Consider the following 23,628-nt stretch of genomic DNA (forward strand, 5'->3'; position numbering starts at 1 on the left):
TGGATGCACATCGACCAGCCATCGCCTTGCCGGCGCGGGCCCGTCGCGACGCGGCCGCCACGTGCCGGCAACGTGTCGGCAACGTACCCGCGACGGGCGGTCGAACGGATCGGGAACGGCATCGGCCGGCCGACTTATAATGTCGGGTCCGCATTTTTCTCGCCCGTTCGCTGCCGCTCCATGCCCGACCTGCTCGCCAATCTGAACCCCGAACAACTCGCCGCCGTCACGTTGCCGAACGAACCGGCGCTGATCCTCGCAGGGGCGGGCAGCGGCAAGACCCGCGTACTGATCACGCGCATCGCGTGGCTGATCCAGCAGGGCTACGCATCGCCGCCCACCGTGCTCGCCGTGACCTTCACGAACAAGGCCGCGCGCGAGATGATGGCGCGCCTGTCGGCGATGATGCCGATCGACACGCGCGGGATGTGGATCGGCACGTTCCACGGCCTGTGCAACCGGATGCTGCGCACGCACTGGCGCGACGCCGGCCTGCCGCAGACCTTCCAGATCCTCGACACGGCCGACCAGCTGTCCGCGATCAAGCGGCTGATGAAGGCGGCGAACGTCGACGACGAGAAGTACCCGCCGAAGAACGTCCAGTACTTCATCAACAATGCGAAGGAGCAGGGGCTGCGTCCCGACAAGGTCGACGCGACCGACAACTTCAACCGCAAGTTCGTCGAGCTGTACCAGGCATACGACCAGCAGTGCCAGCGCGAGGGTGTCGTCGATTTCCCCGAGCTGCTGCTGCGCTGCTATGAATTGCTCGCGTACAACGCGCCGCTGCGCGCGCACTACCAGGCGCGCTTCCGGCACATCCTCGTCGACGAGTTCCAGGACACCAACAAGCTGCAGTACGCGTGGCTCAAGATGCTCGCGGGCGGCCAGAACGCGATCTTCGCGGTCGGCGACGACGATCAGTCGATCTACGCGTTCCGCGGCGCGAACGTCGGCAACATGCGCGACTTCGAAGACGAATTCCGTGTGCGCAACCTGATCAAGCTCGAGCAGAACTACCGGTCGCACGGCAACATCCTCGACGCGGCGAACCAGCTGATCTCGAACAACACGCACCGCCTCGGCAAGAACCTGCGCACCGACGCGGGCCATGGCGAGCCCGTGCGCGTGTACGAGGCGAGCACCGATTCGCAGGAAGCCGGCTGGATCGTCGAGGAGATCCGCTCGCTGATCAACACCGGGATGGCGCGCAGCGAAGTGGCCGTCCTGTACCGCAGCAACGCGCAGTCGCGCTCGATCGAGCATACGCTGATGTCGTCGGGCATTCCGTACCGCGTGTACGGCGGCCTGCGCTTCTTCGAACGCCAGGAAGTGAAGCACGCGCTCGCGTACCTGCGCCTGATCGACAACCCGAACGACGACACCGCGTTCGTGCGCGTCGTGAACTTCCCGACCCGCGGAATCGGCGCGCGCTCGATCGAGCAGCTCGCCGACGCCGCGCGCCTGTACGGCTGCTCGATGGCCGCCGCGATTCCGTACGTGACGGGCAAGGCCGGCACGAGCCTCGGCGGGTTCGCGAACCTGGTCGCGAAGATGCGCGCCGACACGCAGCACATGAACCTGCCCGACACCGTCGAGCACATCGTGCGCGCCAGCGGTCTCGCCGATTTCTACCAGGGCGAGCGCGAAGGCCAGGACCGTCTCGAGAACTTGCAGGAACTCGTGAACGCGGCCACCGCGTTCATCGCCGAGGAGGGCTACGGGCTCGACACGCCGGCCCGTTCGATTCCGCTGCGCGCGGGCGCGATCGCGGCCCCGGAGCTCGGCACCGCGGCGGACGACCAGGCGGTCGACGTGCTCGACCCGGTGTCGCCTGCCGACCCGGCACAGAACCCCGACACGATGACGCCGCTCGCCGGTTTCCTGTCGCATGCGTCGCTGGAGGCCGGCGACAACCAGGCGCAGGCCGGCCAGGACGCCGTGCAGCTGATGACGGTGCACGCGGCGAAGGGGCTCGAATTCTCGGCCGTGTTCATCACGGGCCTCGAGGAAGGGCTGTTCCCGCACGAGAACAGCGTGCTCGAATCGGACGGCCTCGAGGAAGAGCGCCGGCTGATGTACGTCGCTATCACGCGCGCGAAGGAGAGGCTCTACCTGTCGTTCGCGCAGAGCCGGATGCTGCATGGCCAGACGCGTTACAACGTGCGCTCGCGCTTCTTCGACGAGTTGCCCGAACACGTGCTCAAGTGGCTGACGCCGAAGGTCGAGGCCGGTTCGCGCTGGGGTGGCCGGTCGGACAACGCCGGGTACGGGCGCGACTGGTTCGCGCGGCCGGGCGGCGGCAGTCGCGAGCAGATCGTCGATGCGGCCGTGTCCGCGCCGCTGCCGGCGTTCGCGAACAAGCAGCGTGCCGCCGATACCGGTTTCCGCGTCGGCCAGCAGGTGTTCCATACCAAGTTCGGCGAAGGCACGGTCACCGCGCTCGAAGGCAACGGCACCGATGCGAAGGCACAGGTGAAATTCAAGCGGCACGGCGAGAAGTGGCTCGCGCTCGCGGTCGCGAAACTGCAGGCGGTGGAATGACGGGCATCGACAGGGTGGGTACCGCTTCGATTCGACCGCTCGGCATCCTGGCCGCGTTGCCCGAGGAACTCGGCGACCTGATCGCCGCGATGCGCGCCGACGGCGCGATGAAGACGGTCACGCTCGGCCGCCGCGATTATCACGTCGGTACCGTGCACGGCGCGGCCTGTGTGGTGACGCTCGCGCGGGTCGGCAAGGTCGCGGCCGCCGCGACGGTCAGCGCGCTGATCCACGTGTTCGGCGTGTCGGGCATCGTGTTCACCGGCGTCGCGGGCGGTGTGTCGCGCACGGTGCGCGTCGGCGATGTCGTCGTGGCCGATACGCTGCTGCAGCACGATCTCGACGCGTCGCCGCTGTTTCCGCGCTATGAGGTGCCTTTGCTCGGCATCACGCGTTTCGCGACCGACGCCGCACTGACCGCGCGCCTGCGGGCCGCGTGCACGCAATTCGTCGCGGAAGAGGGTGCGCAGTTCGCCGCTCGCTTCAGCCTGGCCGGCGCGACGTTGCATGCGGGGCTCGTCATCAGCGGCGACCGCTTCGTGTCGAGCGAGCGCGAGGTCGTCGCGCTGCGCGATGCGCTGCCGGATGCGCTCGCGGTCGAAATGGAAGGGGCCGCGATCGCGCAGGTGTGCGCGGAGCACGACGTGCCGTTCGCGCTCGTGCGCACGATCTCCGATACGGCCGACGACCACGCGACGCAGTCGTTCTCGCACTTCCTGTCGGCGATCGCGAGCAGCTATTCGTCCGGCATCCTCAAGCGTTTCCTGACGCTGCACGCGACGACGGCGGCCTGAAGCCGCCGTCGATCCCGTCGATCGGAGCATCACGGCCGCGGCGCCGGCAGGCGCGCCGCGGCCGTTTTTTCACGCCTTCTTGCGCCGGCTGCTTTCGAGGTTCGGCAGGAACACCGTCAGCACGCCGATCAGCGGCAGGAACGAGCACACCTTGTAGACGAACGTGATGCTCGTTGCGTCGGCGAGCTGGCCGAGCACGGCCGCGCCGACACCGCCGAGGCCGAACGCGAAGCCGAAGAACAGGCCCGCGACCATCCCGACCTTGCCGGGCATCAGCTCCGTCGCGTAGACCAGGATCGCGGCGAACGCCGACGCGAGCACGATGCCGATGATCACGGTCAGCACGCTGGTCCAGAACAGGTTCGCGTACGGCAGCAGCAGCGTGAACGGCGCGACGCCGAGGATCGACACCCAGATCACGTACTTGCGGCCGATCCGGTCGCCCACCGGCCCCCCGATCAGCGTGCCCGCCGCCACGGCCGCGAGGAACACGAACAGGTGGATCTGCGCGGCCTGCACCGACAGGTGGAACTTGTCGATCAGGTAGAACGTGAAATAGCTGTTGATGCTCGCGAGGTAGAAATACTTCGAGAACACGAGCAGCACCAGCACGCCGATCGCGCCCATCACGCGGCCGCGCGACAGCGTCGGATGGCCGGCCGCCGCGGCCTTCTTCTTCATCGACGGATGCTTCTTGTACCAGTGGCCGATCTGCGTGAGCACGATCATCGCGACGAGCGCGGCTGCCGAGAACCACGCGATGCTGTGCTGGCCGTGCGGAATGATCACGAGCGCGGCGAGCAGCGGCCCGAGCGCGGAACCCGCGTTGCCGCCGACCTGGAACACCGACTGCGCGAGCCCGTGCTGACCGCCCGACGCCATCCGCGCGACGCGCGACGATTCGGGATGGAACACCGACGAGCCGCAGCCGACGAGCGCCGCGGCCACCAGCAGCATCGGGAAATTCGGCGCGACCGACATCAGCAGCAGCCCGGCGAGCGTGAAACCCATGCCGACCGGCAGCGAATACGGTTTCGGCCGCTTGTCGGTATAGAGGCCGATGAGCGGCTGCAGCAGCGACGCGGTGATCTGGTAGGTGAGCGTGATCAGGCCGATCTGCGCGAACGACAGCGCGAACTGGCTCTTGAGCATCGGGTAGATCGCGAGGATCAACGACTGGATCATGTCGTTGAGCATGTGCGAGAAGCTGATCGCGCCGAGCACCGGGTAGACGGTGCGGGCGACGGGTGGCGCGGAAGGCTGGGTGGCGGCTGCGCCGGCGGAGCCGGTGTCGAGGCTGGTTTCCATGTGAGAGCTGAACGAGTTGAGGTGGCGGGCGCGCTCTGCTGGGGATCGGCGCGTCTTGAATCGTTGCTGCGTCAAAGAAGTGTAATGTGGCGTATCGGGAATGTCCGGACAAGTTTTGTCGTAAATCGGACATTCATCCGACGGATCGCCCGATGCCCGCTTTTTTGGCCGGGTATAACGCAGGCGGCACGCCCGCCCGCAAGCGGGGCGGGCGCCCGGGGGCCGGTGCGTGGTTTACCGGACTCAAGAAACGGCGGTGGCGGCCGTAGAACGACCCAATGACAACAGGCGCGCCGCGCCCGGCACCGGCTATCCGCCGTGCGGGCGCAGGACGCGCGGCATGGCCAGCCATCGCGGGTACGCCGGGACCGACCTTTCCGGCCGCGTGATCAATACGGGGATATATCGATGAAAGCAGCATCTTTGCGTCCACAGCCCGGTGCGGTCGCCGCCGCACCCGACGTCGCCGCCGGTCGCGCCGCCCGGCGCCCGCGGGCGGCGCGTCGCGAGCGCCGGCCGTGGACCGTCAAGGCGACGTTGCGCGCCGCATTCGCGATCCTGCTCGCCGGCACGCTGGCGATCGGCATGTTTTCGCTCTGGCAGATCAGCCGGCTGAATGCGTCGATCGCGTCCGTCTACGAGCAGGGTCACGTCGCGAGCCGCGCGGCCGAGGAGGTTCGGGCCGAAGTGCTGCGCGCGAGCCGTGCCCAGAAGATGCTGCTGACCGCGACCACCGCGAAGGAACGCGACGAGCTGGGCGCCGAGGTGGGCGCGGGGCTCGCGTCGATCGGCCAGGCGCTCGGCACGCTGCAGCGCTACGCGGATCCGGCCGACGTCGACGATTCGGCGCGGCTGCGCGCATTCTCGACGGCGGTCGGCGCGTGGAGCGCGCATCTGCGCGATTTCGTCGCGCTCGTGCGGGCACAGCCGCTCGACCTGTCGCAGATGAGCTGGCAGGTCGGCACGCAGGACGTGTCGCTGCTGGTCGAAACCGGCAAGCTCGAAAAACTGGTCGCCGAACTCGTGAAGACACGCGGCGCGAAGTCGAAGGCGACGCTCGATGCGTCCGCCACCATTTTCTCGTCGTCGTTCGCGATGATCGCGGCGATGACGGTTGCGCTGATCGTGCTCGCGATCGTCATCGCGGAGCGCGTCGTGCGCCGTCTCGCGTCGCAGCTCGGCGGCGAGCCCGCGCACGCGAAGGCGATTGCCGCGGACATCGCGCGCGGCGACCTGACGCGACCAATTACGCTGGGCCGGCACGACCGCGACAGCATGGTGCGTGCGCTGGCCGAGATGCAGACGGGGCTCGCGGCGACCGTCGGCGAGATTGCCGTCAGCGCCGAGGCGATCGCGGCCGCGTCGGGCGAGATTTCCACCGGCAATCTCGATCTGTCCAGGCGTACCGAGCAGCAGGCCGTCGCGCTCGAGCGCACCGCGGCCAGCATGGAGCAGCTCACGTCGACCGTACGGCAGAACGCCGAGAACGCGCGGCAGGCGAGCGCGCTCGCGGCCAATGCTTCGGCCGTTGCGGAGACGGGCGGGGAAGTCGTCGGGCGCGTCGTCGCGACGATGAGCGAGATCGACGACAGCGCGAAGAACATCCGCGAGATCATCGGCACGATCGAGGGGATCGCGTTCCAGACCAACATTCTCGCGTTGAACGCGGCGGTCGAGGCCGCCCGCGCGGGCGAGCAGGGGCGTGGCTTCTCGGTGGTCGCGGGTGAAGTCCGCCTGCTCGCGCAGCGCGCGGCGACCGCGGCGAAGGAGATCCGCGCGCTGATCGGCGCGTCGGTCGAGCGAGTCGCGAACGGTGCGGCGCTCGCGCACGATGCGGGCCGCACGATGGACGACGTCGTTCGGGCGGTCAAGCGCGTGACCGACATCATCGGTGAAATTTCCGCCGCATCGGACGAGCAAAGCGCGGGCATCGACGAGATCGGCCGCGCGGTCACGCAGATGGACGCCGGCACCCAGCAGAACGCGGCACTCGTCGAGCAGGCGGCCGCCGCGGCGAATGCGCTCGACGAGCAGGCGCAGGCCTTGAAGTCGCTGGTCGGGCGCTTTCGTATCGCGGCCTGAGCGCTGCCGACCGTTCAGACGTTACGACTTCTTCTGCTTGTCCGGATCGATGATGACCGTGCAGGTCGTACCCGCCGACAGCACCACGTCGGCCGGCACTTCGTCGATCCTGATGCGCACCGGCACGCGCTGCGCGAGGCGCACCCAGTTGAAGGTCGGGTTCACGTCCGCGACGAGGTCGCGGCTTTGCGGGTTGTCGCGATCGTAGATGCCGCGCGAGATGCTTTCGACGTGGCCCTTCATCACGCCGCCGCTCATCAGCCGCATTTCGGCCGGCGCGCCGATCTTCACGCGCGGCAGCTTGGTTTCCTCGAAGTAGCCGTAGACCCAGAACGAGTGGCTGTCGACGATCGCGAGCTTCGCCTGGCCGGCCACCGCGTAGTTGCCCTTGAACGTCTGCAGGTTCGTGATGTAGCCGTCGACCGGCGCGACGACGCGCGTGCGCTCGAGGTTGAGCTTCGCGGCATCGAGCGCGGCGATCGCCTGCTGGTACTGCGCATCGGCGCTCGACGCACTGTGCGCGGCGTTCTCGCGGTTTTCCTTCGACACGACGAGCGCATCGAGATCCGCGCGGCGCGCCGCGTCATCGCGGCGCATCTGCAGTTCCGCGCGGCGGGCGGCGACGGCCGCCTGCGCCTGCTCGACCGCGATCTGGTAGTGCGAAGGGTCGATCTGCATGATCAGGTCGCCCTTTTTCACGAGCTGGTTGTCATGCACGGGCAGTTCGACGATCGCGCCCGACACGTCCGGCGCGACGTTGACGATCTCGGCGCGCACGCGCCCGTCGCGCGTCCACGGATCGTCCATGTAGTGCACCCACAGCGAGCGCCCGATCAGGATCGCGACGAGAAGGATGACGGCGGTCGCGACGAAGCCGAAGAGTTTTCTGAGAATCATGATGGTTCGGAATCAACGGTAAACGGCAAGACTCAGTCCGCCGCAAATGCAGACGAGGAGGCAGGCCCGGAACAGCGACGGGTGCCAGACGAGACGGTAGAGGCCCGTATAGGCGAGCAGGCGGTCGACGGCCCAGGTCGCGAGCGCGCCGAGGACGAACATCAGCACCACCGTGGGCATGTAGGCATCGAGAATGGCGATTTCACGCGGCATCATGACGAGGCTCCTGGTTGGGGACGCACGGGGCGGTTGCGGTTGAGCGCGGCGAGCGGCGATTCGGGATCGAGCAGTGCCGTGCGCACGAAATGCAGATGGCTCAGGATGCGCTGCAGCCGGTGGCGTTCGTCGCGCGTCGGCGTGAATGCGTCGAGCGTCTGCCGGGTCGCGTCGATCGCATCGTTCACCGCGGCGAGCGTTGCATCGAAACGTTCGGCGTCCGGCCGCGCGAACAGCGACGACAGCGCGGCGCGCATCGTCTCGATCGCGCGGCGCCACGGCGTCGTCGGCGCGTAGCGCGGGTCGGACGGCAGCGTTGCCAGCTCGTGGCGCAGGTCGATGGCCGCATTCCCGGTTTCGAGCACCGCGAACATCCAGCGCAGCGCGTCGCGCTGCACGTCGGGCTGGTCGGCCGACAGCGTGTGCGCCTGGTACATCAGGTCGCGCGCACCGCTCTCGAAGCGCGTGCGCAGTCCGGCGAGCCGCGCGTGGCAGGCCGCGACGGCCTGGTGACGCAGGTCGGCGAACAGGCGTTTCTTGAGCCACGGCGCGGTCGGCGGGAACAGCACGGCGAACGCGATCGCCGAGACGAGCATCGACAACAGGAGCGCGAGCGCGTCGTTCATGAAGCTCGTCGGATCGTAGTGCGTGATGCTGTCGGGGCCGGCGAGGAAGCAGAAGAAGATCAGATAGCCCGCGCCGTAACCCGCGAGCTTCGGCTTCAGCGTCATGTAGATGCCGATCGCGAGCAACGGCGCGAGCGCCGCGCACAGCAGGACGAAGCCGTCGATCCGCGGGTAGATGCCGAACGTCAGCAGGAAGCCGGTGCAAACGGCCAGCGCCGTGCCCATCCCCATCTGCGCGGCCATCGCGGTCGGGCGCGGCGCCGACGACGCGAGCGCGCAGGTCGCCGCGGCGTTCAGCACCAGCATCACGCCGCTCGGCCACGCGGTCTCGATCCAGAACCAGCCGAGCGCGAGAATCACCGTCGCGGTGCGGATCCCCGCGATCGTGGCGGCCGTTCTGTTGGTGCGCGGCTCGTAGCGTTCGATCCAGCGTTCGCGCTCGTGCGTCGCGGTCGCGAGCGACGCATAGGTCGCCGCGTATTCCTGCAGGTCGGTAATGAAGCGGTACAGCAGTTCGGCGGCGGTATCGAAGTCGAGCAGCGGGAAGTCGGGCTGCGTTTCGAGTTCCGCGCGCGTCGCGCGGATCCGGCGCGGCAGCGCGTCGCGCCACGCGAGCAGTTGCTCGGCCGAGTGCGCGGCGTCGATCGACGTGCGCACGGGTTCGCCATCGCGCGTGAGCAGCGGTGCGATCTCGCGGAAATACGGCTCGATCGCGTCGATCGCCGCCTGCGCGCCGGCCGCGTGCAGCCGGTTCATCAGCTGGTGCAGCGCGTGAAAGCGGCTCGACGCGCTCATGAACTCGCTGTTCAGCCGCGCGAGGCGGCCGCTGCGCATGCGCGTGTCCGGATCCTCGAACACGGCCATGCTGCGCGCGGCCTCGAAGCCGACCACGTCGGCGACGAAGCGCGTATGGATGGTCTCGATGTGCGCGCGGTCGAGCTGGCCCGACAGCGCCGACGCGACGTAGTCGACGAAGCTGCCGAAGCGCTTGCGCACCGTCGTGCGCATCTGCTCGCCCGTATACCGCGGAAACACGAGCGCACTGACGACGCCGGCCGACACGATCCCGATGATGACTTCGGAGACCCGCGTCATCGCGCTCATGAATGCGCCATCCGGGTGTTGCGACGCGGGCAGGCCGATCAGCGCGGTCGTATAACCGGCGAGCAGGAAGCCGTAACTGCGGAAGTTGCGGTTGCGCGCGGCGCCGGCGGTGCACAGCGCGATCCACAGGGCGATCGCCAGCAGGAACAGCTGCGGCTGCTGCGGGAACAGTCCGACGAACGTGAGTGTCGCGATGAGCCCGAAAATCGTGCCGGCGACCCGGTAGAAGCTTTTCGCGAGCACGGCGCCGCTTTGCGGCTGCATCACGATGAAGACGGTCGTCATTGCCGTTTTCGGCGCCGGCAGGTCGAGCCGCATCGACACGCCGAGCGCGATGAAGGCCGCGAGCAGCGCCTTGAACAGGTAGAGCCACGCGGCGCCGTCGGTGCGGGCCCAGTCGCCGAACGCGGCATACCAGGCCGCGAACGGACCGCCGGCGGCCGGGGAGAGGGGGGAGGAGGCTGACATGGCGTCGCTCCGGGTTACCGTGCGGCCGGCACGCCGGACGCACCGGCGGCCGCGACCTGCGCGGGCCGGGCGGCGGCTGCCACGGGTTTCGCACCCGACGCGGCGGCCGGCGCGGCGGCGCCCGCGGCGGATTCGTCATGCGACGGATGGCTGCCCGACGGAGGCACGTCCGTGCCCGTCTCGACGCCGCCACCAAGCGCGGCCATCAACTGAGCGTGCGCGGCGAGGCGTTCCGCATCGATGCGGGCGGCCGTTTCCTGCGCGCGCAACAATTGCTGCTGCGCGACCAGCACGTTGACGTAGTCGGTCAGCCCGCGGCGGAAGCCTTCGCGCGACAGCTGATAGCTGCGGTCGTTGGCGGCCACCGAGCGCGCGGCGTCCTTCTTCTGCGTATCGAGCGAACGGATCCGTACGACCTGGTCGGCGATGTCCTTGAGCGCGCCGACGATCGTCTGGTTGTATTGCTCGACCGCGTGGTCGTAGCCGGCATTCGCCGCGCCGAGCTGCGCGCGCAGCCGGCCGCCTTCGAAGATCGGCAGCGACAGCGCGGGGCCGGCCGTCCAGCCGCCGTTCATCGCGCGCAGGAAGTCGGTGAACGGCGCGGTCACGCCGAAGCCGCCGACCGTCGCGAGCAGGTCGATGTTCGGATAGAACGAAGCCTTCGCGACGTCGATGCCGCGCGCCTGCGCGTCGACCGTCCAGCGTGCCGCGACGACGTCGGGGCGGCGGCCGAGCAGGTCGGCCGGCATCGCCGACGGCAAGCCGGCCGTTGCGTCGAGCGACAGCCGAGGCCGCTGGATCGCATCGCCGGCGCCCGGGCCCTTGCCGGCCAGTGCGGCGAGCTGGTGTCGCGCGAGCTGGATCGCTTCCTCGTAGCTGTCGATCTGGCGCTCATAGTCGGGCAGCGTCGATTCCGCCTGGCTCACCTCGAGCTGCGTGCCGAGGCCAGCCTGCAGCCGCTTGCGCGCGAGATCGGCGAGCGAGCGCTGGCGTTCGAACGTTTCGTGCGCGAGGTCGAGCAGCGCGTAGTTCATCGACATGCCGACGTACGCGCGCACGACGTTGACTTCGAGTTCGAGCTTCGCCGCGCGTGCGTCGGCGGCGGTCGCGTGCGCGGTGTCGAGCGCGCGCTCGGTCGCATTCTTGTCCTTGCCCCACAGATCGAGGTGGTAGGACAGGCCGAGCGTGCCGGTGTTGTTCCAGGTATCGGTGTTCGCGAGCGGGCCGGGGCCGTAATAGACGTTGTCCGGCCAGTGCTGGCGCATCAGCGAGAGGTTGCCGTCGATCTGCGGCAACTCGGCCGAGCGGGCCACGCGCGCCATCGCCTGCGCTTCGCGCACGCGGGCCTCGGCGGCCGCGAGCGTCGGGTTGCCGGCCTGCGCGGCAGCAATCCACGTGTCGAGCTGCGGATCGCGGTAGGCGCGCCACCAGTCGGCCGCGGGCCAGCCCGCGTCACGGTCGGCCGCGCGGATGGCCGCGCCGGCATCGAGCGCGTTCGCTTCGATGCGGGCCGACTGCGGCTTGTTGTCGCCCATGCTCGCGCACCCGGCCATTATTAATGAGACTGCAAGAACCGCCAGTGCGAGCGTCCCTTTTGTCGCCGGAGACTGCACGATTTTCTCCCTTTCGGATATAGATGAGTCGGATGCGATTATATTTTTCAGCGATTCCTGAATATACGGACAAGGGTGCAAGTCATTTTTACGAATCCTGAGACAATACTTGTTCGTCTCTGTGCAACAATCCGTCCGGATTCAAACGGGTAATGGGATGGATACGTTACAAAACATGCGGGTATTCGTCCGCGTGGTCGACGCGGGAAGCTTTACCGCGGCCGCCCAGCAGATGAATTCGACCACTGCCTACGCGTCGCGCGCGGTCTCGGATCTCGAGGCGCACCTGCGCACGCGTCTTCTGAACCGGACGACGCGCCGGATCGCACTGACCGAAGCCGGCGAGCGCTACCTGCAGCGCTGCGAGCAGATCCTCGCGTATGTCGACCAGGCCGAAGCCGAGGCGGGCGACGCGCACGCGCGCCCGTCGGGCAAGCTGAAGGTGCATTGCTTCACGAGCCTCGGCCAGCACTACCTGGTGCCGGCCATCGCGCGTTATCGCGAGCGCTACCCGGACGTGCACGTCGAGCTGACGCTTGCGCAGCGGATGCCCGACCTGCTCGACGAGGGCTACGACGTCGCGATCGTCGTCGGCCGCGACCTGCCGGATTCGGGGCTCGTGTCGCAGCGGCTCGGCGAGAGCTACAGCGTGGTGTGCGCGTCGCGCGGCTACGTCGAGGCGAACGGCGTGCCGCAGCGGCCCGCGGATCTCGCGCAGCACGTATGCCTCGGGATGGTCGCGCCGGGCTTTCAGTTCGACGAATGGGCACTGGCGGGGCCGAACGGCGACGAAGTCGTCCCGATCACGGCGCCGCCGTTTCGCGTGAACGTCGCCGAGGCGCTCGCCGTGGCCGTGCGCGAAGGGATGGGGATCGGCGGCCTGCCGCTCTATTCGGCGCTCGGCTGGTTGCGCAGCGGGCACATCGTGCGCGTGATGCCCGAATACCGGTCGCACGTGATGAACATCTACGCGCTGTATCCGTCGCGTCAGTACCTCGACGCGAAAATCCGTACCTGGGTCGATTTCCTGCGCGACGAGTTGCCGGCCACGCTGGCAGCCGACGAAGCCGCGCTCGAACAGTACACGCGTGCGACATGACCGCGCGGTTGGCCGCGATCTGACGAGATTTGTCCTTCACGCAACATTTTTTTACGAACGCGTGTCAGACAGTTTGATACTGTGGGAATTAACGAGATACGCAACCCCGGAGTAGCGATGGATACGCACCTGATGATCGGCCTTGGAGTCCTGCTGGGCGCGGCCGTGGCCGCCGCGGCGACCCGCGACCTGCTGCGCGCGATGAAGGCGAAGGCGCAGATGAAGCCGGTGCCGGTACGGGTGCGCGAGCCGCGCCGCCCCGGCCGCTGATCCGCGGTCACGCTCCGGGGCGAAAAGGTCGCGCAAAAAGGCCGCGCAATGCGGCCGGGCGGGCCGGCGCTCAGCCGAGCTCGACGACCTTGTCCCACGTGAACGCGGTGTTTTCCCGTTCGCCGGTGCGCCGGTGGATGTAGCCGCGCGGATTGCATACCACGCGTGTGCCACCGTCCGCCACATAGTCGAATGACGTATGCGTGTGGCCGTGGAGCCACAGATCCACCGGCGGCTGCACGAGTTCCGCCATGTCCGTGACGAATCCCGCCGATGCAAGATCGTCCGCGTAGCGCTGCGCCAGCGAGCGCCGGTGCGGCGCATGATGGGTCACGACGATGGTCCGGCCCGCGAACGGCGCCGCGAGTTGCGTTTCCAGCCATGCGCGGCTGCGTCGATGCAGCGCGATCGCGTCGGCCGGCGAGAAATCCCGTTCCGGCGTGCCCGGCGCCGCATGCAGCGCCGCGTCATGCGGCCAGGTCACCTGGATCAAGCCCTTGAAATCGAGCATCACGCGCAGCCCGGCGTCGATTGCACCCGCGAGGCTGGCTTCGTCGGTACCGAACAGCGAAAAATCGGCCCAGAGCGTCGTGCCGAGCACGCGGAACCGCTGCCCGGGATCGACGTAGACGTCGTTGTTCAGGTAATGCACGTTGTCGAGCGCCTGCGCCGCGTCGCGCATCGCCGTCTCCAGCGCGCCGAATTCCCCGTCGTAGTACTCGTGGTTACCTGGCACGTAGATCACCGGTACCGCGGGATCGAACGTTTCGGCCGCCCAGCGCAGGCCTTCCGCGTGATTGTGGATGTCGCCGGCCAGCACGACGAGATCCGCGTCGGCATGCGCGATCGCGTCGGGCTGGTTGCTTTCGAGGTGCAGGTCGGACAGGACGCGGATTTTCACGGGCGGGGCTCCGGAGTGGGCGGCTTCAGCGCAGGACCTTGCCGGGATTCATCAGGCCGCGCGGGTCGAGCGCGGTCTTCAGCGTGCGCATCAGCGTCGTTTCGACCGGGGACTTGTAGCGCTGCGCGTCGTCGATCTTCAGCTGGCCGATCCCGTGCTCCGCGCTGATCGTGCCGTGGTGGCGGTGCACGTTGTCGTAGACGATCCGGTTGATCGGCGCCTGGAACGCGGCGAGGAACGCCTTCGGATCGCCGCCTTCGGGCATCTGCACGTTGTAGTGGAGGTTGCCGTCGCCGAGATGGCCGAACGTGACCATCCGCGCGCCCGGCGCGGCCTGCTGGATCGCTGCGTCGGTTTCGTCGATGAAGCGCGCGATCGACGAAATCGGCACCGCGATGTCGTGCTTGATGTTGAGCCCCTCGTCGGCCTGTGCGAGCGGGATGTGCTCGCGCAGATCCCAGAACGCGCGCGATTGCGCGAGATTCTCCGCGACCACCGCGTCGACCACGAGCCCGGCCTCGAACGCTTCCTCCATCAGTTTCTCGAACAGCGCGCGCGCATGCGCCTCGCTTTCGTTGTCGGACAGTTCGAGCAGCACCGTTTGCGCGTGCGTCTGCGCGAACGGGTAGCGCAGTTGCGGGTAGTGCTTGCCGACCAGCTGCATGCAGAAATCCGACATCAGCTCGAAGCCGGTCAGGAGCGGCCCGGCCGCGCGCTGCGCGAGCGCGAGGAAATCGAGCGCCGCGTGCGGCGATTCGAGCGCGGCGAGTGCCGTGACCTGCGCGGCCGGCAGCGGATGCAGCTTCATCACGGCCGCCGTGATGATCCCGAGCGTGCCTTCCGCGCCGATGAACAGGTCGCGCAGGTCGTAGCCCGTGTTGTCCTTGCGCAGTCCGCGCAGTCCGTCCCAGATCTCGCCCTGCGGCGTCACCACCTCGAGCCCGAGGCACAGCTCGCGCGCGTTCCCGTAGCGCAGCACCGCGGTGCCGCCGGCATTGGTCGACAGGTTGCCGCCGATCGTGCAGCTGCCTTCCGCCGCGAGGCTCAGCGCGAACAGCCGGCCGCCTTCGCGGGCACGTGCCTGCACGTCGGCGAGAATCACGCCGGCTTCGACGGTGATCGTGTTGTTGTGCGGATCGAGCGCGCGCACGCGGTTCAGGCGCGCGACGCTCAGCACGGCCTGGCTGCCGCTCGCGTCGGGCGTGGCGCCGCCGGCAAGGCCGGTGTTGCCGCCTTGCGGCACGAGTGCGATGCCGTGTGCGTTGGCCAGCTTGACGAGGGCGGCGACCTCGGCCGTGTTCGCGGGTTTCAGCACCGCGCACGCGGCACCCTTGTAGCGGCGGCGCCAGTCGGTCAGGAACGGTTCGGTATCGTGCGGATCGGTCAGCACATGATCGGCGCCGATCGCATCGCGGCATGCGGAAACGAAAGCTTCGGAGGACATCATCACCTTGTCGCGTAAGGTTCAGGACGCGGCGCGCGACTTTTTCGCCGCGCGCTTGAACGGCGCGACGTATGCCAGCGCCGTCACGAAGAAACCGACGGCGAGCGCGGTTTCGCACCAGCCGAGCGTCGCGGACAGCCCGCGATCGGACATGCCGCGTACGACGCCTTCGGCGAAATAGACGAGGATCAGCATGCTCGCCCACTGCATCGTATAGATGTTACGCCGCCAGACGCCGGGCAGCGCGAGCGCGAGCGGTATCGCCTTGAGCATCAGCGCGGAGCCGCCCGGGCGCAGCGGCGCGAGCCGCAGCTCCCACGCGAGCGACAGCGCGATCAGTGCAACGAGGCATGCGGCGGCAATCAGCGCGTAGCGCGGCCGGGCAGTGACGGCGGGACGGGCGGGGGCGTTCATGCGGCCTCGGCGGCCCGGGCGCTGGAGAGGGCCGCCGCCGCGCGGGCGAGCCGCACGCCGAGCGCGGCCGCGAGCGCCTTTTCGTCTGCCGACAGCCCGCCGGCGGCCGAGCGGTCGTGCTGCGCGACGTGAGAGGCGCCGTACGGCGTGCCGCCGGTACGCGTCGTGCTGAGTGCGGATTCCGTGTACGGAATCCCGACGATCATCATGCCGTGATGAAGCAGCGGCAGCATCATCGACAGCAACGTCGATTCCTGGCCGCCGTGCAGGCTGCCCGTCGACGTGAACACGCTGGCCGGCTTGCCGGTCAGCGCACCCGACAACCATTGCGGCGTGGTGCCGTCGAGGAAATACTTGAGCGACGCGGCCATGTTGCCGAAGCGGGTCGGCGAGCCGAGCGCGAGGCCCGCGCATTCCTCGAGATCGCGCAGTTCCGCATACGGCGGGCCGTCGGCGGGGATGTCGGGGGCGGTGGCTTCGCAGACGGTCGACACGGGCGGCACGGTGCGGATGCGGGCCTGCATGCCCGGCACGCTGTCGATGCCGTTCGCGATCGCGAGCGCCAGATCGCGCGTGGCGCCGTGACGGCTGTAATAGAGAACGAGGATGTCTTTCATGGACGACGGAACCGCGTGCGGCCGCGCGCGTGCCCGGTGCAGTCGGCCCCTGCTGGAATCGAGCGGCTATTATAGGGGCTGAAGCCGTCGCGCAGCGCGGCGGCGGCGCGCCACCGGGCGCGCGGTATCAAGAAGGAGAAGCCGTTTGCCGAAGTTGAGCGTCGATCTCGACACCCTCAAGCGCCTGGCGCAGTTCGCGGCCCGGCGCAGCGCCGAGGATCGCATCCCGCAAGTGGCGGGCAGCCTGACGTTCACGACGATGCTGGCCCTCGTGCCGCTCGTGACGGTCGCGTTCGCGCTGTTCACCGCGTTCCCGATGTTCGCGTCGTTCCAGATCTCGCTGCAGGGATTCCTCGCGGATCACCTGATGCCCGCGCAGTTCAACGTCCAGATATTCAAGTACCTGAACCAGTTCGCGTCGAAGGCCAAGGGGCTGACGACGGCCGGCCTGATCGTGCTCGTCGTCACATCGGTGATGACGATGATGACGATCGAGTCGGCGTTCAACCTGATCTGGCGGGTACGCAAGCCGCGACCGTTCGCGCAGCGCGTGCTCGCGTACTGGGCGCTGATCACGCTGGGCCCGCTGTTGTTCGGTGTGAGCCTGTCGATCTCGTCGTACCTGTTCACGCAGTCGCTCGCGTTTACCGGCGCCGGGTCGTCCACGTCGATCGTCGAATGGCTGCTGGCGCTCGTGTCGCTGCCGCTGGCGGTGCTCGCGTTCACGCTGCTGTACGTGTACCTGCCGAACTGCACGGTCGCGTGGCGCGATGCAGTGATCGGCGGGCTGTTCGCGGCAATTGCGTTCGAGCTCGCGAAGCGCGGTTTCGGCTACTATGTGCGGCGCATTCCGACCTACACGGCCGTATACGGTGCGTTCGCGGCGTTGCCCGTATTCCTGTTATGGGTGTACCTGAGCTGGTTCATCGCGCTGCTCGGCGCGATGGTGGCCTCCGCGCTGCCGGCGATCCGCGTCGGCCAGTTCCACCGCATCCACTATCCGGGCAGCGACCTGCTCGACGCACTGGAAATGCTCGCGCGCCTGGCCGAAGCGCGCACGGCCGGCAAGCGCGGCTACACGGCGATGCGGCTCGCGACCATGCTGCGCTGCGACATGGAAACCGCGCAGCGCCTGCTGACGACGATGGAGGAGCGGGAATGGATCGCGCGGCTGGACGGCGGCGGCGAGACCACGCCGCGCTACATCCTGCTCGCGAACCCGGAACAGCTGACGCTCGCGCAGTTGTTCGACGTGCTGGTGATCGACCGCACGGAGCTGACCTACCAGTTGCAGCGACGCCGCAGCCATGTCGATGGCGCGGCGCTGCTCGCGGTGCTGTCGAGCGATCGCTTCGACGTGTCGCTCGCGTCGCTGATCGCCGCGCACCGGCCGGCCGGCGCACAAGCGGCGGGTGTCCCGGGGCCGGCGCCGGGCGGCGTGCCCGACCCGCACGCGCGGCCGCCGCGGCCCGCGTGAGCGCGGTGCCTGGCCGTTACAGCGGGATCTTGCCGGTGCAGATGTCCTTGAACATCACCCAGTCGCCCATCAGGCTGTAGATCGGGTGCCGGAACGTGGCCGGGCGGTTCTTCTCGAAGAAGAAGTGTCCGACCCACGCGAACCCGTAGCCGCAGACGATCGCCGCCGGCAGCCACAGCCAGTCGCCGGTCGCGATCGCCATCGCGACGCAGCCGATCACGCCGAGCGAGCCGACGAAGTGCAGCCGCCGCGACGTCAGGTTCTGGTGTTCGTTCAGGTAATACGGGTAGAAATCAGCGAAGCTGGCGAATTGCTCCGTATGCGTATGCGCCATGGCCGTCTCCTCGGGCCGCTGTTCATGGGGCCATTGTGCTGCCGGCGGCCGGCTTCCGCAAGCGGGGCGGCGGCCCGCCGCACGGGCCCGCGCTTTCCTTTTGACAGGCTTTCCGATAGGATCGAAAGAGGTTTTGCATTCAAGCATGAGGGGACTACGATGCGCGTCAGCGATATTCTGAAAGTAAAGGGCAACACGCTGTTTACGGTGACGCCCGACAAGCCGCTGCGCGAAGCGGTCGACACGATGGCCGAGCACGACATCGGCTCGCTCGTCGTGATGGAGTACGGCGATCTCGTCGGGATGCTGACGTTCCGCGAGATCATCCTGCGCCTGCACGTGAACGGCGGTGCGATTGGCGACGTGCAGGTGCGCAAGGTGATGGACGAGCCGCTCACGTGCACGCCGGAAACGGATGTCAACGAAGTGCGCCGGATGATGCTCGAGCGCCATGCGCGCTATATGCCGGTGCTCGACAAGAAGGTGCTGATGGGCGTCATTTCGTTCTACGACGTCGCGAAGACGGTCGTCGAGGCGCAGAGCTTCGAGAATCGCATGCTGAAGGCGTACATCCGCGACTGGCCGGAATCGGAAGCCGAAGCGCACAAGTCGTGAACCACGCCGCGCCCGTCGCCGTCATGCGCGGGCGCCGCCACCCGGCACGCGGCGGCGCAGGCTTGTCCTGCGCCGCCGTTTTTCCAATGACCACACAAGGCCCGTGCAGCGTCGCCCAGACGGCGCGCGCGTATTCCGCATGAGCGATCAAACGCAAGCCACTTCCAGGCGGCGCGACGAACGGCACGCGCACGCGTCGCAGTTCGACCTGCTGCGCGAGCGCCGTTTCGCGCCGTTCTTCACGACCCAGTTCCTCGGTGCGCTGAACGACAACGTCTTCAAGATCGGCTTCACGTCGCTCGTCACCTATCACACCGCGCGATTCGCCGGTGTCGATGCGAAGACGGCGGCCTTCCTGATTTCCGCGATCTTCATCCTGCCGTTCGTGCTGTTCTCGGCGACGTCCGGCCAGATCGCCGACAAGTACGACAAGGCGACCCTCACGCGTTTCGTGAAGACCTTCGAGATCGTGCTGATGCTGGTCGGCGCGGCGGGCTTCGTCATGCACAGCGCGCCGCTGCTGTATCTGTGCACGTTCATGATGGGGATGCACTCGACGCTGTTCGGGCCCGTCAAGTATTCGTACCTGCCGCAGCATCTCGGCGAGCATGAGCTGGTCGGCGGCAACGGCCTCGTCGAGATGGGCACGTTCATCGCGATCCTGATCGGCACGATCATCGGCGGCGCGGCCGCGGGCATCGAAGGTGCCGGCGAGCGCGTGCTCGCGGTGAGCGTGCTCGTCATCGCGATCGCGGGGCGTCTCGTCGCGCAGCGCGTGCCTTCCACGCCGGCGCCGCAGCCCGATCTCGTGATCAACTGGAATCCGGTCAGCGAGACCTGGCGCAACCTCGGGCTCGCACGCCAGAACCGCACCGTGTTCCTGAGCCTGCTCGGCATCTCGTGGCTGTGGTTCGTCGGCGCGACGTTCCTCACGTCGTTCTTCAATTTCGCGAAGGACGTGCTGTCGGCGAGCCCTGACGTCGTCACGGTCCTGCTCGCGACGTTCTCGGTCGGTATCGGCCTCGGATCGCTGCTGTGCGAACGGCTGTCGCAGCGGCGCGTCGAAATCGGCCTCGTGCCGCTCGGCTCGATCGGCATCAGCGTGTTCGCGATCGAGCTGTATTTCGCGAGCCGCGCGCTGCCGTCGCCCGGCCATCTGCTGTCGGTCGGCGAATTCCTGGCCGGCGCGCGCCACTGGCGCATCCTGGCGGACCTGTTCCTGCTCGCGATGTTCGGCGGCTTCTACAGCGTGCCGCTGTACGCGCTGATCCAGAGCCGCAGCGCGCCGACGCACCGCGCGCGGATCATCGCCGCGAACAACATCCTGAACGCGCTGTTCATGATCCTGTCGGCCGTGATGGCGATGGGGCTGACCAAGGCCGGCGTCGACATCCCGGGGCTGTTCCTCGTCACCGCGCTGTTGAACGTGATCGTCGCGGCCTATATCTATCTGCTCGTGCCGGAGTTCCTGCTCCGCTTCGTCGCGTGGGTGCTCGTCCACACGTTCTACCGGATTCGTCTCGTGCACGCGGAGCGGATTCCGGCGGAAGGCGCGGCCGTGCTCGTGTGCAACCACGTCAGCTACGTCGATGCGCTCGTGCTGGCCGCCGCGAGCCCGCGCCCGATCCGTTTCGTGATGGATCACCGGATCTTCAAGACGCGCTTCGCGAGCTGGGTATTCCGTCATGCGAAGGCGATCCCGATCGCGCCGCGCCACGAGGATCCCGCGATGCTCGCGCGCGCGTACGACGCATGTGAGGCCGCGCTGAAGGACGGCGAACTCGTGTGCATCTTCCCCGAGGGCAAGCTGACCAAGACGGGTGACATCAACACGTTCCACCACGGCATCACCGAGATCCTGGGCCGCACGCCGGCACCGGTCATTCCGATGGCGCTGCGCGGGCTGTGGGGCAGCTATTTTTCGCGGCATTCCGATGCGCGGATGCCGCGACCCATCAAGCGCGGCGTGATGAGCCGGCTGACGCTGGCGGTCGGCGAGCCGGTCCCGGCATCGGTCGCGACGCCCGAGTCGCTGCAGGCCGCGGTAACCGAACTGCGCGGCGCGCGGAAGTAGGCGGGCACCTGTCCGGATGCGTCCAGCTGCAACCGGGCCGGACGGGCTTGCGCCGCACAGGCCGGGCCGCGCGCGCACGTTCCGTGCGTCCGGGCTGCCTTTCATGCGGCCTGCGGCCCGCGGGCGCGGGACGGCTGGCATAATAGCGGCTTACCTCTTTTCTCGACCGGCAAACGATCGATCTGCCCGCGGCCCGCGGCAGCGCATCGGTTTGCCCATTTCTCTTTGGGCGGTTCCATCATGTCCGGCAATACCCTCGGCACGCTTTTCACTGTCACGACCTTCGGCGAATCGCACGGTCCCGCGATCGGTTGCGTGATCGACGGCTGCCCGCCGGGAATGGGGCTGACCGAAGCCGACATCCAGGTCGAACTCGATCGCCGCAAGCCGGGCACGTCGCGTCACGTGACGCAACGGCAGGAGGCTGACCAGGTCGAGATCCTGTCGGGCGTGTTCGAAGGCGTGACGACCGGTACGCCGATCGCACTGCTGATCCGCAACACCGACCAGCGCAGCAAGGACTACGGCAACATCGTCGAGACGTTCCGTCCCGGCCACGCCGACTACACCTACTGGCAGAAATACGGCATCCGCGACTACCGCGGCGGCGGCCGTTCGTCCGCGCGCCTGACCGCACCGATCGTCGGCGCGGGCGCGGTCGCGAAGAAGTGGCTGCGCGAGCGCTTCGGCGTCGAGGTGCGCGGCTACATGAGCGGCCTTGGCGAGATCGACGTGCCGTTCGTCGACTGGTCGCACGTGCACGAGAATCCGTTCTTCTCGCCGAATGCGGCGGTCGTGCCGGAGCTCGAGGCGTACATGGATGCGCTGCGCAAGGATGGCGATTCGATCGGCGCGCGCATCGACGTCGTCGCGTCGGGCGTGCCGGTCGGCTGGGGCGAGCCGGTGTTCGACCGTCTCGATGCGGACATCGCGAAGGCGATGATGAGCATCAACGCGGTGAAGGGCGTCGAGATCGGTGCAGGTTTCGACAGCGTCGCGCAGCGCGGCTCGATGCACGGCGACGAGCTGACGCCGGGCGGTTTCGTCGGCAACCATGCGGGCGGCGTGCTCGGCGGGATTTCGACGGGGCAGGACATCACCGTGTCGATCGCGATCAAGCCGACGTCGAGCATCCGTACGCCGCGCCGTTCGATCACGAAGGCGGGCGACGAGGCGACGGTGGAAACGTTCGGCCGCCACGATCCGTGCGTCGGCATCCGTGCGACGCCGATCGCCGAGTCGATGCTCGCACTGGTGCTGATCGATCATGCGCTGCGCCATCGCGCGCAGTGCGGGGACGTCGAGACGTCGACGCCGAAGATCGCCGGTAGCGCGACCTGACGCAAACGGGCGGGGCGCGGCACGTCTCGCCATTGGGAATGCAAAACGGGGCGCTGCTTCAGGCAGCGCCCCGTTTCGTTTGTGGCGACCGGCAAAAACGCGCCGCTCGCGGCGGCGCGTCGTGGCGGATTACATGTTCGGGTAATTCGGCCCGCCACCGCCTTCCGGCGTGACCCACACGATGTTCTGCGTCGGGTCCTTGATGTCGCAGGTCTTGCAGTGCACGCAGTTCTGCGCGTTGATCACCAGCCGATCGCTGCCGTCGTCGTTCTTCACGAACTCGTACACCGCCGCCGGGCAGAAACGACCTTCCGGCCCCGCATACGTGCGCAGGTTCACGTTCACCGGCACGTTTGCATCCTTCAAGGTCAGGTGCGCCGGCTGGTTCTCTTCATGGTTCGTGTTCGAGATGAACACCGACGACAGCCGGTCGAACGTCAGCTTGCCGTCCGGCTTCGGGTACTCGATCGGCTCGCACTGCGACGCCGGTTTCAGCATCTCGTGGTCCGCGTGCTTGTGATGCAGCGTCCACGGCACGTTGCCGCCCATCACCTTCTGCTCGAGCCCGACCATCAGCGTACCGAGGTACAGGCCCTTCGCCATCCACTGCTTGAAGTTGCGCGCGCGATACAGCTCCGTGTACAGCCACGATTGCTTGAACGCATCCGGATACGCGTTGAGCTCGTCCGACTGGCGGCCCGCCTGCACCGCGTCGAACGCGGCGTCGGCGGCCAGCATGCCGGTCTTGATCGCCGCGTGGCTGCCCTTGATCCGCGATGCGTTCAGGAAACCCGCGTCGTCGCCGATCAGCGCGCCGCCCGGGAACACCGTCTTCGGCAGCGACAGCAGGCCGCCCGCCGTGATCGCGCGCGCGCCGTACGACACGCGCTTGCCGCCTTCGAGGAACGCACGGATCGACGGGTGCGTCTTGTAGCGCTGGAATTCCTCGAACGGCGACAGGTACGGGTTCGTGTAGCCCAGGCCCACCACGAAGCCGACCACGACCTGGTTGTTGTCCATGTGATACAGGAACGAACCGCCGTAGGTGTCCGACTTCAGCGGCCAGCCGGCCGTGTGGATCACGAGGCCCGGCTTGTGCTTGGCCGGATCGATTTCCCACAGCTCCTTGATGCCGATCCCGTACGCCTGCGGATCAGCGTTCGCGTCGAGCTTGAACTTCGAGATCAGCTGGCGGCCGAGATGGCCACGGCAGCCTTCGGCGAACAGCGTGTACTTCGCGTGCAGCTCCATGCCGAGCTGGAAGTTCTCGGTCGGCTCGCCGTCCTTGCCCACGCCCATGTTGCCGGTCGCGACGCCTTTCACGGAGCCGTCGTCGTTGTAGCCAATTTCCGCGGCCCGGACGCCCGGGAAGATCTCGACGCCCAGCGCC

20 protein-coding genes are annotated in these 23,628 nt (G+C 67.9%); 9 read left to right on the forward strand and 11 right to left on the reverse strand.

The features are described 5' to 3' along the window. The first annotated feature begins 180 nt into the window (after positions 1–180). Together FOZ70_RS24085 and FOZ70_RS24090 are read left to right on the forward strand one after the other, a co-directional pair. Positions 181–2,544 (forward strand): UvrD-helicase domain-containing protein, encoded by a 2,364-nt coding sequence (locus FOZ70_RS24085; protein ID WP_059497793.1) that lies wholly within the window; start codon positions 181–183, stop codon positions 2,542–2,544. Continuing rightward, the gene (locus FOZ70_RS24090; protein ID WP_048025567.1) at positions 2,541–3,338 is read left to right on the forward strand and encodes a 5'-methylthioadenosine/adenosylhomocysteine nucleosidase; all 798 of its coding nucleotides are present in this window, start codon (positions 2,541–2,543) and stop codon (positions 3,336–3,338) included. The genes FOZ70_RS24085 and FOZ70_RS24090 overlap by 4 nt, the downstream gene beginning before the upstream one ends. A gap of 69 nt (positions 3,339–3,407) precedes the next feature. Here the strand turns inward: FOZ70_RS24090 and FOZ70_RS24095 are convergent, their stop codons facing one another. Beyond that, positions 3,408–4,646 (reverse strand): MFS transporter, encoded by a 1,239-nt coding sequence (locus tag FOZ70_RS24095; protein ID WP_174934523.1) that lies wholly within the window; start codon positions 4,644–4,646, stop codon positions 3,408–3,410. Positions 4,647–5,054: 408 nt separating this feature from the next. Here FOZ70_RS24095 and FOZ70_RS24100 point away from each other — a divergent pair, with 408 nt between their 5' ends. Next, entirely contained in the window at positions 5,055–6,728 is a 1,674-nt protein-coding gene (locus FOZ70_RS24100) for a methyl-accepting chemotaxis protein (RefSeq protein WP_021160814.1), read from the forward strand. A gap of 21 nt (positions 6,729–6,749) precedes the next feature. On the opposite strand, the gene FOZ70_RS24105 is transcribed toward FOZ70_RS24100, so the two are convergent. From FOZ70_RS24105 to FOZ70_RS24120, 4 genes are read right to left on the reverse strand one after another with little or no spacing between them, the layout of a single operon-like run. After that, positions 6,750–7,625 carry an HlyD family secretion protein gene (locus tag FOZ70_RS24105; protein ID WP_014897260.1) on the reverse strand — a complete coding sequence of 292 codons (876 nt, stop codon included), beginning with the start codon at positions 7,623–7,625 and terminating at the stop codon, positions 6,750–6,752. A gap of 12 nt (positions 7,626–7,637) precedes the next feature. Further along, positions 7,638–7,841: a DUF1656 domain-containing protein gene (locus tag FOZ70_RS24110; protein ID WP_011351756.1), complete on the reverse strand. Its 204-nt coding sequence runs from the start codon at positions 7,839–7,841 to the stop codon at positions 7,638–7,640. Next, a complete protein-coding gene (locus tag FOZ70_RS24115; RefSeq protein ID WP_059674793.1) occupies positions 7,838–10,039 on the reverse strand; it encodes an FUSC family protein in 2,202 nt (733 codons plus the stop codon). Before FOZ70_RS24115 ends, FOZ70_RS24110 begins: the two co-directional genes overlap by 4 nt. A gap of 14 nt (positions 10,040–10,053) precedes the next feature. Continuing rightward, entirely contained in the window at positions 10,054–11,652 is a 1,599-nt protein-coding gene (locus tag FOZ70_RS24120) for an efflux transporter outer membrane subunit (protein ID WP_219706947.1), read from the reverse strand. 157 nt (positions 11,653–11,809) lie between these two features. Here FOZ70_RS24120 and FOZ70_RS24125 point away from each other — a divergent pair, with 157 nt between their 5' ends. Continuing rightward, positions 11,810–12,751 (forward strand): LysR family transcriptional regulator, encoded by a 942-nt coding sequence (locus FOZ70_RS24125; RefSeq protein ID WP_042975805.1) that lies wholly within the window; start codon positions 11,810–11,812, stop codon positions 12,749–12,751. Between the two features lie 117 nt (positions 12,752–12,868). Beyond that, entirely contained in the window at positions 12,869–13,021 is a 153-nt protein-coding gene (locus FOZ70_RS24130) for a hypothetical protein (RefSeq protein ID WP_219706949.1), read from the forward strand. A gap of 70 nt (positions 13,022–13,091) precedes the next feature. Here FOZ70_RS24130 and FOZ70_RS24135 read toward each other — a convergent pair whose 3' ends face one another. The 4 genes from FOZ70_RS24135 to wrbA are packed head-to-tail and all read right to left on the reverse strand — an operon-like array spanning position 13,092 to position 16,397. Continuing rightward, complete coding sequence (locus FOZ70_RS24135) at positions 13,092–13,922, reverse strand: metallophosphoesterase (RefSeq protein WP_059555302.1); 831 nt, start codon at positions 13,920–13,922, stop codon at positions 13,092–13,094. Positions 13,923–13,947: 25 nt separating this feature from the next. Continuing rightward, entirely contained in the window at positions 13,948–15,369 is a 1,422-nt protein-coding gene (locus FOZ70_RS24140) for an FAD-binding oxidoreductase (protein ID WP_027787719.1), read from the reverse strand. Between the two features lie 18 nt (positions 15,370–15,387). Beyond that, positions 15,388–15,780, reverse strand: coding sequence for a DUF2069 domain-containing protein (locus FOZ70_RS24145; RefSeq protein ID WP_021160810.1), 393 nt, complete (start codon positions 15,778–15,780; stop codon positions 15,388–15,390). Continuing rightward, complete coding sequence (wrbA, locus tag FOZ70_RS24150; RefSeq protein ID WP_048025574.1) at positions 15,777–16,397, reverse strand: NAD(P)H:quinone oxidoreductase; 621 nt, start codon at positions 16,395–16,397, stop codon at positions 15,777–15,779. The genes FOZ70_RS24145 and wrbA overlap by 4 nt, the downstream gene beginning before the upstream one ends. Before the next feature lie 145 nt (positions 16,398–16,542). Between wrbA and FOZ70_RS24155 the strand changes: the two genes are divergently transcribed. After that, positions 16,543–17,874 carry a YihY family inner membrane protein gene (locus FOZ70_RS24155; protein ID WP_021160808.1) on the forward strand — a complete coding sequence of 444 codons (1,332 nt, stop codon included), beginning with the start codon at positions 16,543–16,545 and terminating at the stop codon, positions 17,872–17,874. Positions 17,875–17,890: 16 nt separating this feature from the next. Here FOZ70_RS24155 and FOZ70_RS24160 read toward each other — a convergent pair whose 3' ends face one another. Continuing rightward, positions 17,891–18,208, reverse strand: a complete 318-nt coding sequence (locus FOZ70_RS24160) for an Mpo1-like protein (RefSeq protein WP_021160807.1) — start codon at positions 18,206–18,208, stop codon at positions 17,891–17,893. A 159-nt stretch (positions 18,209–18,367) separates the two neighbouring features. Between FOZ70_RS24160 and FOZ70_RS24165 the strand changes: the two genes are divergently transcribed. The 3 genes from FOZ70_RS24165 (at position 18,368) to aroC (ending at position 22,238) form a co-directional block, all read left to right on the forward strand. Continuing rightward, positions 18,368–18,823 carry a CBS domain-containing protein gene (locus FOZ70_RS24165; RefSeq protein ID WP_006755543.1) on the forward strand — a complete coding sequence of 152 codons (456 nt, stop codon included), beginning with the start codon at positions 18,368–18,370 and terminating at the stop codon, positions 18,821–18,823. A 139-nt stretch (positions 18,824–18,962) separates the two neighbouring features. Then, positions 18,963–20,897: an MFS transporter gene (locus tag FOZ70_RS24170; protein WP_021160806.1), complete on the forward strand. Its 1,935-nt coding sequence runs from the start codon at positions 18,963–18,965 to the stop codon at positions 20,895–20,897. A gap of 240 nt (positions 20,898–21,137) precedes the next feature. Beyond that, on the forward strand, positions 21,138–22,238 hold the full coding sequence (gene aroC, locus FOZ70_RS24175; protein WP_021160805.1) for a chorismate synthase: 1,101 nt from the start codon (positions 21,138–21,140) through the stop codon (positions 22,236–22,238). Between the two features lie 129 nt (positions 22,239–22,367). On the opposite strand, the gene FOZ70_RS24180 is transcribed toward aroC, so the two are convergent. Continuing rightward, a partial coding sequence (locus FOZ70_RS24180; protein WP_219706951.1) for an electron transfer flavoprotein-ubiquinone oxidoreductase occupies positions 22,368–23,628 on the reverse strand: 1,261 nt, incomplete at its 5' end.

Origin of the sequence: Burkholderia sp. COPS (assembly GCF_019425585.1) — a bacterium.
Taxonomy (GTDB): domain Bacteria; phylum Pseudomonadota; class Gammaproteobacteria; order Burkholderiales; family Burkholderiaceae; genus Burkholderia; species Burkholderia cepacia.